Source organism: Pseudomonas kitaguniensis (assembly GCF_009296165.1).
Taxonomy (GTDB): Bacteria; Pseudomonadota; Gammaproteobacteria; order Pseudomonadales; family Pseudomonadaceae; genus Aquipseudomonas; species Aquipseudomonas kitaguniensis.
In genome coordinates this window covers 1-12,181 of the sequence record NZ_VUAZ01000061.1, presented here as the reverse complement: position 1 = coordinate 12,181, position 12,181 = coordinate 1, and the positions used below count along the sequence as shown (strand labels likewise).

The following is a 12,181-nucleotide window of genomic DNA, read 5'->3' as shown; positions in this document are numbered from 1 at the left end:
GTGATAAGTAGCCTTTCGATAACTCTGCGAACGGAGTTAACCCCGCATCGCTCTTAAAACCTTTACCTAACCTTCACCACAACCTTCCCCTTGGCACGACCCTGCGCCAGATACTTGAGCGCCTCCTCCGCCTGTTCCATCGCAAAAACCCTGTCGATCACCGGGCGGATAATCCCCGCATCAACGAGCCCACCCATTTCATTCAGTCGCCCACCGTCAGGGCGCACAAAAAGAAATCCGTACGAAACACCGTGCTTTTTCGAAAGCCGAATAATCTTGCGGCTCATCAGCCCGAATACAAACCCAAGCAAGCCATTTAACCGCCGAGCCCGGGCAAAGGCTTTATCCAGTGGCCCAACGAGGGAAATAATCTTGCCCCCAGGCCGCAGGATGTCGACGGACTTCTCAATAGCGTCACCTTTTGTTGTGCCGAGCACCACGTCGTACCCGCGCAGCACCTGCTCAAATTCCTGCTTTTTATAATCGATCACCTCGTCTGCACCCAAGCTGCGCACCCACTCGACGTTCGCGGTGCTGGTGGTTGTGGCCACTGTGGCACCCAGGTGTTTCGCCAGTTGGATGGCAAAAGTGCCTATGCCCCCAGAACCCGCCGGTATGAATACTTTCTGGCCCGGTTGCAGATTCGCGCGCTCTTTCAGCGCTTGCCACGCCGTAAGTCCTACCATCGGCAGGGAAGCTGCTTGCACAAAATCGAGGTTCGCCGGTTTCAGCGCGGCGGCACTTTCCGGTACGGCGGCGTAGTCGGCGAGTGAGCCGGTGCCGAGGTCAAACAGGCTGGCAAAAATGGCATCACCGACTTTAAACCGCGTAACAGCGCTGCCGATCTCTACTACCACGCCGGCCAGGTCGCTGCCCAAAATAGCCGGCAGTTGAAACGTCAACACCGCTTTGAAGGTGCCCGTAGGAATCATGTTGTCGATGGGGTTCAACCCGGCCGCGTGAACTTCGACCAGTAGTTCGTTCGGCTTGATGGTCGGGCGGGAAACTTGCGCTAACCCGATGTCAGGCGACTTGCCATAGCGCTTGAAGGTGACTGCTTTCATGGTGTTGTGATTCCGATGTTATGCGTCTTGGAAAACCGGATGGGCTGCGTGAACCTGAGGCGATGTCAGGCCAGGAACGCCAACGCTCTGGTCACAAATTCAGCGTGGTGCTGATACACGCCGCCATGGCCCGCATCCGGGTAGATCACCAGTTGCGCGTGGGGGATGCGTTGGGCCATATCGCGACTCAACGCTGTCGGTACCATGATGTCGTTGTCGCCATTGGCGATGAGCACGGGCATTTGCAGACGGGCCAGGTCTTGCGGCGCCTGGCGCCCCCAGGCTTTTATAGCGTGCAGTTGGCGTAAAAAAGCGCGAGGTGTCAGCCCTTTGTCGCGGTCGACAACGCGCTCCTTTAGCCTTTTTAGAAAGGCGCGCGCTGCTTGTCTGCCACTGCGTGTGGAGGTGAAAAACAGATAAAATTTGGGATCGCGCAAGGTCAGCGCGCCCTTGAGCATCAGCGGCCAGGACAACGCGCCGACGCGATCAATGCCGGGGCCGCCTGCCGGGCCAGTCCCGGCCAATATGAGCTTGCGCACAACACCCGGTGCCCTCAGCGCTAAGGCTTGCGCGACAAAACCACCCAGCGAAAAGCCCAACACATCGACCTGCGCAAAGCCCATTGTGCGGATCAACTCGAGCGTGTCCTGGGCCATCTCGTCTATCGTGAGCGGCGCGCTGCCACTGGATAACCCGACTCCTCGATAGTCGATAGCGATCACCCGATGATGGCGTGCAAGGCCATCGACGACGCGTGGATCAAAATTGTCCAGCACGGCGGCCCAGTGGTTGAGCAGGATCAGCGGTACGCCGGCCTGCACACCCAACTCGCGATAGGCGAAGGCCGTACCGGCGACCGTGGCTAGCTTGTTCGGTGCGTTGATGTAAGACCGCGCGGCGAGCGGGTCCGGGGTTGAGCGACTCATCATGACTACCTTGGTGTGGAGGGCAACGCTCAGGCTTGTGGTTGATAGCGCTCGGCGGCATGCGCTTGCCGAATGTCCGACAGCAGCCCTTGGCGCGCGCCATCCAGTGCATCCCAACGGCCTGCAACGTGCAGCGGCGGAATGGTCACCAGCTCGCGGCGGTCGAAGCCGACCAGTGCGGCGTCGACCAATTCCTCAACGTCCATCACCTCGGAGAGCGTGTTGACGTCGAACCCTGCGCGCTCCCAGATTTCGGTGCGGGTTGCGGCCGGCAGTACCGCCTGTACGTAGACGCCTTGGGGCGCCAATTCCAGGTTCAGGCCTTGCGACAGGAACAGCACGAATGCCTTGCTGGCGCCGTAAACCGTCATGCCAAATTCGGGCGCCAAACCGACCACCGAGCCGATGTTGACGATCGAGCCTGCACCCGACTGCGCGAAACGCGGGGCAGCCGCTGCGGCGAGTCGCGTCAACGCAACCACATTGAGCGTGATCAGCGCGGTGATGGCCTCAGCGCTTTGTTGAGTGAAGGCCCCCGAGTGGGCGATGCCGGCATTGTTGATCAAGATGCCGATCTCGGCGTCGTCACGCAGGCGCGTTTCGATGCGCGTGAGGTCATCAGGGTGGGTCAAGTCGGCTTGCAGCACCTCCACAGCAACCGCGTGCTCCTCGCGCAGTCGCACCGCCAAGGCCTCCAGTCGCGCTTTGTCGCGTGCGACGAGCACGAGGTTATGCCCGCGTTGAGCAAATCGTTGGGCATAGAGGGCGCCAATGCCGCTGGAAGCGCCGGTGACAAGCACAGTGGGTAGCGTTTTCATTGAGAGTTTCCTTTTGGATAGCCCTGCGTTTACGCAGAAATGTGTGTGGCTTCGGTAATGACCAATCCTGCCGAGGCACGGTTGTGTGTCAGCGACGCCATCACGGTGCGATGGGTCAGCGTCAGATTGCCCAAGGCGTAAGGTTCAAACAGTGCTTGCTCAGGCATGGTGTTCAGCTTCTGGTGTGGGGAATGACTTTAATAATTACGACTGAACTCTAAAATGTCAACGGTTTGATGTCGATCAACATCAATGTATACTCGCGGCTTGTGTGAACAACGTTTGGGTCAAGCATGAAAGTCACTAAGCAACAGGCGCAGGCAAATCGCGCGCACATCATTGAAACGGCGTCTGCGCTGTTTCGAGAGCGCGGCTTCGATGGCGTCGGCATTGCCGATTTGATGGCGTCTGCGGGCTTTACCCAGGGCGGCTTCTACAAACATTTCCGCTCCAAGGCGGATTTGATGGCGCAAGCGGCGACGTGCGGCATGGCTCAGTCTGCCGCGCTGGCGGAGGGGGCGTCGGCGGCGGAGTTTGTGCGGGTTTACCTTGCTCGCGAGCACCGTGACGACCGTACGGCCGGCTGTACGATGGCTGCACTGTGCGGGGACGCCGCGCGTAAAGAGGACGAGGTTCGAGCGGCTTTTGCCGCCGGTATCGAGACACAGTTGGGGTTGCTGTGTGCTGACGCCGTGACGGCCCAAGGCGAAGAGGGCGCCCAGGCTCGCGCCACGCGGCTTGCCGCTATGGCGCAGGCGCTCGGCGCGATTGTGATGTCGCGGGCTTGCCCCGACGACTCGTCATTGGCAGATGAAATTCTTACGGCCAGTCGCGACGCGATCCTCGCGTCACTGGTGCCCGCCGAGCCTGCTGCGCAAGCCTGAAGGCTTAGCGCCGCGCAATATCCGAAAAGTAAAACTTGTCCAGCGTATGCCGCGACTCGGTGTACTCGAACTGCCGCCCGTCCTGCAAAAACGTCTGGTTGCTCACCACGATCACGTGGCTTTGGCCGTCGAGGTCCAGGTGCGCCTGGTCATCTTTGCTGCGGGGCAGGGCTTCGATGGTGCGTTGCGCATAGCTGATCTGCAGTTCCAGCGTTTGCTCGATAAACGCGTAGATCGACTGTTCGGCGATGACCCGGTCCAGCCCCGGGATCAGCTCGGCGACGAAATGGTTGATGTCGAGGATCACCCGTTTGCCGCCGATGCGTCGCACCCGTTTGATGCGCGTGATCAGCGTGCCGGGCTCGGCTTCGATGTGCTGCAGCAGCGAATCTTCCAGCGGTAACTGAGTGAATTCGACGACTTCGGTGCGTACGTCGTCGCCCAGGTCGGCGTGGGTTTCGTGGAAGCTGACGATGCCGCCCAATTGAAATTCAATCGGTTTGGGCGACAGCACGAAGGTGCCTTTGCCATGAATTTTTTGTGCAAAACCACGTTCCTGCAACTGCTCGATGGCACGGCGCACGGTGCCGCGGCTGGCTTGGTAGGCATCCATCAGTTCGGTTTCGGAGGGAAGGCGTGTGCCGCGCTGCAGGCGTTCCGTGGTGATGCTGGCAAGCAGATCGGTATAGATCTGGTTGTATTTACTCATGGGGATAGCTCTGTGCCCGACGCGATGAAGGTGGACTGCGCGTTCAAGGCAGGAACCTTAGTGGCAGAGGTGGCCTTTGTCCATTGCACGCCGGTGGACTATCGGAAATGTCCGACCTCATATTCAGAAAATATACTTTGTGTAACTCGTCTATACGAGTTATTGCTATCACTCGTACAGACGAGTAAGTTTGCCCTCGGCGTGCTGCCAATGACTGCCCCTAAATAAAAAAATCAAAGTGGATACCAAGCATGAGCCACGACTATTGCGCTATTGCCCGCCAGATTCTCGAAAACCTCGGCGGCCGCGACAACCTTGAACAAGCCGCGCACTGCGTAACCCGCCTGCGCCTGGCGCTCAAAGACCCGAACCTGGTCAATGGCAGTGCGCTGAACCAGGTCGATCTGGTCCAGGGTTCGTTCTTCACCGGCGGTTTATTCCAGGTGGTGATCGGCCCCGGTGAAGTCGAAAAGGTCTACGCCGCGCTGCGCGAACAAACCGGGCTCGCTGCCGCCACCATCGCCGACGTCAAGCAAAAGGGCGCCGACAAGACCAACGCCCTGCAGCGACTGGTGCGGGTGTTTTCCGATGTGTTCATGCCGATTTTGCCCGCGCTGATCATCGCCGGCCTGCTGATGGGCGTGAACAACTTGATGGGCGCCAAGGGCATGTTCATCGAGGGCCAGACGCTGCTGGAGGCGTATCCGAACCTCGATGGCCTGTGGAGCTTGATCAACCTGATGGCCAATACCTCGTTCGTGTTCCTGCCAGCGTTGGTGGGCTGGTCGGCGGCCAAACGTTTTGGCGGCAGTGAAATCCTTGGCATCGTATTGGGCTTGATGCTCGTGCACCCGGACCTGCTGAATGCTTGGAACTACGGCAAGGCGGTGGCCGGCCTCGACGGCCAAAGCCTGCCTTACTTCGACATTTTAGGTGTGTTCCAGATCGAGAAAGTCGGCTACCAAGGCCAGATCCTGCCGATCCTGATGGCCGCCTACGTAATGAGCGTGATCGAGCAGTGGCTGCGGGCGCGAGTACCTAATGCGATTCAACTGTTGGTTGTGCCGATCACCACCATTGTCGTCACCGGCGTGCTGGCGCTGGCGATCATCGGCCCAGTCACCCGCCACCTCGGCATCCTGATCACCGAAGGCGTGGTGACGCTGTTTGACTTGGCGCCGATGGTTGGCGGGGCGATTTTCGGCCTGCTGTACGCGCCGCTGGTGATCACCGGCATGCACCACATGTTCCTCGCCGTCGACCTGCAGCTTATTGCTACCCAAGGCGGCACGTTTATCTGGCCGATGATCGTGATGTCCAACCTGGCCCAAGGCAGCGCGGCGCTCGCGGTGTTTTACATGGCCCGCAATGCGCGCGACAAAAGCATGGCCTCGACCTCGGCGATTTCGGCTTATTTCGGCATCACGGAACCGGCGATGTTCGGGGTGAACCTGCGCTTCAAGTTTCCATTTTATGCCGCCTTGATGGGCTCGGCGCTGGGCAGCATTTTCCTCTCGCTGAACAAGGTTACCGCCTCGGCTATCGGCGTCGGCGGCTTGCCCGGGTTTATCTCGATCGTGCCGCAGTCCATCGCGGTGTTTGTGGTTGGCATGGTCATCGCGATTGTCGTGCCGTTCGTTTTGACCTGTGTGTTGAGCATGAAGATTGTTCGGCCGGGGTATCGCGTCGCCTGATCCAGCGCTTTCGCGGGCAAGCCCGCGCCCACATTTGATTGCATTCCAAGCTGAAGGAGTCTCCATGCACAACTGGCAGCACTCGGTGATCTACCAGATCTACCCAAAAAGCTTCCACAGCCACGCGGGTAACGCCACCGGTGACCTGCTGGGCATCGTCGACAAACTCGATTACCTGAAATGGCTCGGCGTGGATTACCTGTGGGTCACCCCGTTCCTGCGCTCGCCGCAACGCGACAATGGCTACGACATCAGCGACTACTACGCCATCGACCCCAGCTACGGGACCATTGCCGATTGCGACCGGCTGATCAGCGCGGCGGCCAAGCGCGGCATCAAACTGATGCTCGACATTGTGGTCAACCACACCTCCATCGAGCATGAGTGGTTCCAGCAAGCGCGCAGCAGCCTCGACAACCCGTACCGCGACTTTTATATCTGGCGCGACCAGCCGAACAACTGGCAATCCAAGTTCGGTGGCTCGGCCTGGGAATATGAAGCGCAAACCGGCCAGTACTACCTGCACCTGTTCGACCATACCCAGGCCGACCTGAATTGGGACAACCCCAAGGTGCGCGCCGAGGTCTTCAAGTTGATGCGCTTCTGGCGCGACAAAGGCGTGGGCGGTTTCCGCCTGGACGTGATCAACCTGATCTCCAAACCCGCCGATTTCCCCGAAGACACCAGCGACGGCCGCCGCTTCTACACCGACGGCCCTAACGTGCATGAATACCTGCAGCAAATGCACCGCGAAGTGTTCGCAGGGCATGACCTGATCAACGTCGGCGAAATGTCGTCGACCCGCCTGGACCACTGCATTCGTTATTCAAACCCGGCGTCGAAAGAGCTGTCGATGACCTTCAACTTTCATCACTTGAAGGTCGATTACCCGAACCTGCAAAAGTGGGTCAAGGCTGATTTTGATTTCTTGCAACTCAAGCAAATTCTTTCCGAATGGCAGATGGGCATGCAGGCCGGCGGCGGCTGGAACGCGTTGTTCTGGTGTAACCATGACCAGCCGCGTGTGGTCTCGCGGTTCGGTGACGACGGCGAGCACCGCGTGGTCTCGGCCAAGATGCTCGCGACTGCGCTGCACTTCCTTCAGGGCACGCCGTATGTGTACCAGGGCGAAGAAATAGGCATGACCAACCCGGGTTTCGACACGATTGAGCAGTACCGTGATGTCGAGACCTTGAACATCTTCCGCCTCAAGCGCGATGCCGGGGAGACCGAGGCCTCGAGCATGGCGGCAATCATGCAAAAGTCGCGCGATAACGGCCGCACACCGATGCAGTGGAACACCGAGGCGAATGCCGGTTTCAGCCGTGGCGAACCGTGGATCGGCCTGGCGGCCAACGCGGCGCAGATCAATGTCGAAGCTCAGTTGGATGACCCGGCTTCGGTGCTGCATCACTACCGCGCGCTGATTGCGTTGCGCCGCCACGAGCCGCTGATCCAGACAGGCATTTATCGCCCACTGCTGCAAGACCACCGCCAGGTTTGGGCGTACCTGCGCGAAGGCGAGGGCGAACGCTTGCTGGTGCTGAACAACTTTTATGGCCAACCCTGCGAAATCCAACTGCCCGACCACGTGTTCAACGCGGCCACCGAGCAACGCTTGCTGATCAGCAACTACCCCGACAGCCCGGTGCTCACGCGCACGGTGGCGTTGCGCGCTTACGAATCGTTTGTGCTGCACCTCAAGGACTGAGACCCGCTCCAACCCCTGCGTGAGCGTGCAGGGGCGCTTCGCCAAACCATAATAAAAATACCGGAGTGCTTCATGAAAACCACCCTAAAGCTGGGCCTGCTTGCGTCCTGTTTCACTGCCCCATTTGCCGCTGATGCGTTGGAATTTGCCGGTTACTTGCGCAGCGGCGCGGGTACTTCAACCGGCAGTGGCAAGCAGCAATGTTTCCAATTGCCGGGGGCGCAAACCAAATACCGCTTGGGTAACGAATGCGAGCAGTACGCCGAATTTGAAGTGCGTCAGGACCTGCTGACCTTCGATGACGGCTCGGTGCTCAGCGTCGATGCCATGGCGTCGCTGTACAACCAGTACGACCGCGCCCTGAAGTTTCAGGGTGAAGACAACGGCTCGGCGCGCATGCCGCAGATGTACGCGCAATGGTCCAACCTGCCGAGCCTGAATGGCGGTTCGCTGTGGGCCGGTCGGCGTTACTACAAACGTAATGACATCCATATTTCCGACTTCTATTACTGGAACCAGAGCGCCACCGGCGGCGGTGTCGAGGACGTGCTGATCGGCGGCCTCAAGTACAGCTATGCGCTTTCGCGCAAGGACAACCTGTACCAGAAGCAATACGTCACCCGTCACGACTTTAACGTGGCGGGCTTCAAGACCAACCCCGGCGGTGAGCTGGAATTGGGTTTGAGCTACATCGACAAGGCCGGTGGGCGTGACACCAACAGCGGCTGGGCGCTCACGGCGCAGCACGTGCAGCAAGCGTTCCTCGGCGGCAAAAACAAATTCGCCTTGCAGTACGGCGAAGGCCCCGGCACCGGGTTGGGTTATACCGGCGACACCACTCTGGACAAGAGCAGCAAAAGCTACCGCGCCGTGGAGTTTTTTGACTGGCAGGTGACGCCGCGTTTTGGTGGGCAAATCGAGGCGGTGTACCAAAAGGACGTTCGCGCAGGCCGCCGCGATCAAAACTGGATGTCCATCGGTGTGCGCCCGGCGTATGCCATCAGCGAGCAGTTCAAGCTGGTCAGCGAACTTGGGCACGATCAAGTCGAGGCCGCCGGCGGCACGCGCAAACTGAGCAAATTTACCTTCGCCCCAACCTGGTCGCCTAACGGCGCAGATTTCTGGGCGCGGCCGGAAGTGCGTTTGTACTACACCTATGCCACCTGGAACCAAGCGGCCAAACGCGCGGCGAATGAGCTGGCGGCGGGCTCGGCCTTGTCCGACACCGGCGCCTACGGCACGGCGCGGCATGGCTCGAACGTGGGTGTGCAGGTCGAATACTGGTGGGAATAACCCGCACTCAGGTGGGTGAGCTTTATGTGGGATCTGTGCATACACCCAATGATTTTTACAGAACACAACAACAGGTGAAGTGATGACCACAACTCAACCCCTGCAACTGCTGGCGCCCCTGTCCGGCGTGCTGCTGGCGCTGGATCAAGTGCCCGACCCGGTGTTCGCCAGTCGCATGATCGGCGACGGCCTGTGCATCGATCCCACCTCGCAGACCCTTTGCGCGCCGTTGGCCGGCGTGATCAGCAATATCCAGAACAGTGGTCATGCGGTCAGCGTGACCGACGACAACGGTGTGCAGGTGTTGCTGCACATCGGCCTGGATAGCGTGAACCTGGCAGGTAAGGGGTTCACTGCTCTGGTGCAGGAAGGCCAGCGAGTCGCGGTTGGCGAACCGCTGATTGAATTCGATGCTGACTACGTGGCACTTAACGCGCGCAGCCTGTTGACCCTGATGCTGGTGGTCAGCGGCGAGCCGTTTGTGCTGCTGATGCCGGGTGGCGGTGTGGTGGAGGTGGGCCAGCCGCTGCTGCGCGTATCGCCGGGCGATGCGGTGCAAACTGTGGATCAAGAGGGCGGTGAAGCGTTGTTCTCCGAGCCGCTGACCTTGCCCAACGCCAACGGTTTGCACGCACGCCCTGCGGCGGTGCTTGCCCGCGCGGCAAAGGGTTTCAACGCAAGCATTTACCTGCACAAGTACACCCAGCGTGCCAACGCCAAATCGCTGGTGGCGATCATGGCGTTGCAAACGGTGCAGGGCGACACCTTGCAGGTCAGTGCGGCGGGCGAGGATGCCGACGAGGCCATCAAGGCACTCACCGCGTTGTTGGCCGAAGGCTGCGGTGAGACGGTTGCGGCACGGCCGGGGTGGTTGAACCGATTGCGCCCGCAGCGTCGGTAGCGTCGGCAAGCGTGCTGCGGGGTGTGTGTGCGTCACCGGGGTCGGCGTTTGGCCAAGTGGTTCAAGTGGCTGAGCCTGAACTGAAGATCACCGAACAGGGCGCAGGCGAGGCGGGCGAACGTGCCGCGTTGCAGCGTGGCCTGCTGGCGGCGAGCGAGGCACTGCGCGCCCTGCAAGCCACGTCGGCCGGCAGCGCGCAGGCACAGATATTCCGTGCCCATCAGGAGTTGCTCGAAGACCCGACCCTGCTTGAGCAAGCGCATGCCCTGCTGGCCAACGGCAAAAGCGCTGCCTTTGCCTGGAGCCGCGCCACGCTGGCAACCGCCACATTGTTCCAGGGCCTGGGCAATGCGCTGCTCGCCGAACGTGCGGCCGATTTGACCGATGTCGGCCAGCGCGTGCTGAAACTGATCCTGGGTATTCAAGACAGCACCTGGGACCTGCCCGAGCAAGCCATCCTGATCGCCGAGCAATTGACGCCCTCGCAAACCGCCAGCCTGGATACGCGCAAGGTCCTGGGTTTTGTCACCGTTGGTGGCGGTGCGACCAGCCACGTGGCGATCCTCGCGCGTGCGCTCGGCCTGCCGGCGTTGTGCGGCGTGCCGGTTGACGTGCTGGCATTGGCCAACGGCAAACAAGTGCTGCTCGATGCCGACAAAGGCGAGCTGCACCTGGCACCCGACCGCGCCGAAATCGCCCAACTGCAGGCCGCCCGCCAGCAGCAAGGGCAGAGGCGACAGCGTGAAGTGGCGCAGGCAGCGTTGCCGGCCACCACCCGCGACGGCCATCAGGTTGAGGTCACGGCCAACGTTGCCTCATTACACGAGGTAGAACAGTCGCTGACGCTGGGTGCCGAGGGCGTCGGTTTGCTGCGTTCGGAGTTCCTTTACCTCGACCGCAATCGCGCGCCCAGCCCCGAAGAACAGGCCGGCACCTACTGCGCAATCGCCCACGCCCTGGGCACCCAGCGCAACCTGGTGGTGCGTACGCTGGACGTGGGTGGCGACAAGCCGTTGGCCTATGTGCCGATGGCAAGCGAGACCAACCCTTTCCTTGGTTTGCGCGGTATTCGCCTGTGCCTGGAGCGCCCTGAACTGTTGCGCGAGCAGTTCCGCGCGATTCTTTCGAGTGCCGGTTTAACGCGGCTGCATATCATGTTGCCGATGGTCAGCCTGCTCTCGGAACTGCACCTGGCACGCAAGCTTCTGCAGCAGGAAGCGCTGGCGCTGGGGCTCACCGAGCTGCCGAAGCTGGGCATCATGATCGAGGTGCCCTCCGCTGCGTTGATGGCGGATGTGTTTGCGCCGCATGTGGATTTCTTTTCCATCGGCACCAATGACCTGACCCAATACACCTTGGCCATGGACCGCGACCACCCGCGCCTGGCCAGCCAGACGGATAGCTTTCACCCCTCGGTGCTGCGTTTGATCGCCACCACCGTGAAGGCTGCGCATGCGCATGGCAAGTGGGTGGGTGTGTGCGGCGCGCTCGCGTCCGAAGCGCTGGCGGTGCCGGTATTGGTCGGGCTGGGCGTGGATGAGTTGTCGGTGAGTGTGCCGTTGATTCCGACCATTAAAGCTACCGTGCGCGGTGTGGACTTGGCCGACTGCCAGCGCATCGCCCGCCAAGTGCTGGGCCTGGAAGAGGCCGCGCAAGTGCGCGAGGTGTTGCGCGTTTATCACGCGGCTATCGTTGAAACTTCACCTGCTTTGGAGGGCTGAGCATGTTTGAAAAATTACAGCAGGCGTTCTGGAAGGCCCTGACGCCGGATTTGATTGCGGAGACGGCGACGGTGGCGACACCGGGTTTGTTGTCGGCCGATGTGCTGAGTGCGTTGGGCGGGGCGGGTAACCTCGAAGTCGCAACAGCGCATGGCCCTGACGCGGGTGCGCGTGCAGTTGCTGGATGCGGGGCGTCTGGATGCGCAGGCGTTGAAGGCGGCGGGTGTGCCGGCGGTGATGGTATTGGCGGGTGGGGTTGTACACTTGGTCACCGGCCTGTAAGCCAGGCACAGATCAAAATGTGGGAGCGGGCTTGCTCGCGATTGCGGGGTTTCAGATAAGTATTTTTCAACTGACACACCGGTAATCGCGAGCAAGCCCGCTCCCACAGGTTGACCAGATTCTGCCTGTGGGATTGGGCCGGCTTCCGCTCTATCAAATGCGGCTTTTGCATACACAG

General features: G+C 60.5%; 8 protein-coding genes and 3 pseudogenes. 6 read left to right on the top strand and 5 right to left on the bottom strand.

What is annotated here, in order from left to right; translation table 11 throughout:
- Positions 1-62: 62 nt before the first annotated feature.
- The 4 genes and pseudogenes from F0169_RS11650 to F0169_RS11635 all read right to left on the bottom strand — a co-directional run.
- Positions 63-1,064, bottom strand: coding sequence for an NADP-dependent oxidoreductase (locus F0169_RS11650; protein WP_152746615.1), 1,002 nt, complete (start codon positions 1,062-1,064; stop codon positions 63-65).
- A gap of 65 nt (positions 1,065-1,129) precedes the next feature.
- Entirely contained in the window at positions 1,130-1,990 is an 861-nt protein-coding gene (locus F0169_RS11645; protein ID WP_152746614.1) for an alpha/beta fold hydrolase, read from the bottom strand.
- A 29-nt stretch (positions 1,991-2,019) separates the two neighbouring features.
- The gene (locus F0169_RS11640; RefSeq protein WP_152746613.1) at positions 2,020-2,808 is read right to left on the bottom strand and encodes an SDR family NAD(P)-dependent oxidoreductase; all 789 of its coding nucleotides are present in this window, start codon (positions 2,806-2,808) and stop codon (positions 2,020-2,022) included.
- 35 nt (positions 2,809-2,843) lie between these two features.
- A pseudogene (locus F0169_RS11635) lies at positions 2,844-2,975 on the bottom strand (alkene reductase); the annotation flags it as partial.
- A 126-nt stretch (positions 2,976-3,101) separates the two neighbouring features.
- On the opposite strand from F0169_RS11635, the gene F0169_RS11630 reads away from it, so the two are divergent.
- Positions 3,102-3,692 carry a TetR family transcriptional regulator gene (locus F0169_RS11630; protein WP_058414834.1) on the top strand — a complete coding sequence of 197 codons (591 nt, stop codon included), beginning with the start codon at positions 3,102-3,104 and terminating at the stop codon, positions 3,690-3,692.
- A gap of 4 nt (positions 3,693-3,696) precedes the next feature.
- On the opposite strand, the gene treR is transcribed toward F0169_RS11630, so the two are convergent.
- Positions 3,697-4,401: a trehalose operon repressor gene (treR, locus tag F0169_RS11625; RefSeq protein ID WP_152746611.1), complete on the bottom strand. Its 705-nt coding sequence runs from the start codon at positions 4,399-4,401 to the stop codon at positions 3,697-3,699.
- Between the two features lie 251 nt (positions 4,402-4,652).
- On the opposite strand from treR, the gene treP reads away from it, so the two are divergent.
- The 5 genes and pseudogenes from treP to F0169_RS11595 all read left to right on the top strand — a co-directional run bounded on the left by treP (position 4,653) and on the right by F0169_RS11595 (position 12,003).
- Positions 4,653-6,095 (top strand): PTS system trehalose-specific EIIBC component, encoded by a 1,443-nt coding sequence (treP, locus tag F0169_RS11615; RefSeq protein ID WP_152746610.1) that lies wholly within the window; start codon positions 4,653-4,655, stop codon positions 6,093-6,095.
- A gap of 64 nt (positions 6,096-6,159) precedes the next feature.
- Positions 6,160-7,806, top strand: coding sequence for an alpha,alpha-phosphotrehalase (gene treC / locus F0169_RS11610; protein WP_152746609.1), 1,647 nt, complete (start codon positions 6,160-6,162; stop codon positions 7,804-7,806).
- Between the two features lie 72 nt (positions 7,807-7,878).
- Positions 7,879-9,099 (top strand): maltoporin, encoded by a 1,221-nt coding sequence (locus F0169_RS11605; RefSeq protein ID WP_152746608.1) that lies wholly within the window; start codon positions 7,879-7,881, stop codon positions 9,097-9,099.
- 82 nt (positions 9,100-9,181) lie between these two features.
- Positions 9,182-11,721: pseudogene (gene ptsP, locus F0169_RS11600) on the top strand (phosphoenolpyruvate--protein phosphotransferase).
- Between the two features lie 2 nt (positions 11,722-11,723).
- Positions 11,724-12,003, top strand: a pseudogene (locus tag F0169_RS11595) (PTS sugar transporter subunit IIB).
- The last annotated feature ends 178 nt before the right edge of the window (positions 12,004-12,181 follow it).

Excerpts from the sequence above, each read along its gene's own strand:
- F0169_RS11650 (WP_152746615.1), bottom strand. The coding sequence starts at position 1,064 with ATGAAAGCAGTCACCTTCAAGCGCTATGGCAAGTCGCCTGACATCGGG.
- F0169_RS11645 (WP_152746614.1), bottom strand. The coding sequence starts at position 1,990 with ATGAGTCGCTCAACCCCGGACCCGCTCGCCGCGCGGTCTTACATCAAC.
- F0169_RS11640 (WP_152746613.1), bottom strand. The coding sequence starts at position 2,808 with ATGAAAACGCTACCCACTGTGCTTGTCACCGGCGCTTCCAGCGGCATT.
- F0169_RS11630 (WP_058414834.1), top strand. The coding sequence starts at position 3,102 with ATGAAAGTCACTAAGCAACAGGCGCAGGCAAATCGCGCGCACATCATT.
- treR (WP_152746611.1), bottom strand. The coding sequence starts at position 4,401 with ATGAGTAAATACAACCAGATCTATACCGATCTGCTTGCCAGCATCACC.
- treP (WP_152746610.1), top strand. The coding sequence starts at position 4,653 with ATGAGCCACGACTATTGCGCTATTGCCCGCCAGATTCTCGAAAACCTC.
- treC (WP_152746609.1), top strand. The coding sequence starts at position 6,160 with ATGCACAACTGGCAGCACTCGGTGATCTACCAGATCTACCCAAAAAGC.
- F0169_RS11605 (WP_152746608.1), top strand. The coding sequence starts at position 7,879 with ATGAAAACCACCCTAAAGCTGGGCCTGCTTGCGTCCTGTTTCACTGCC.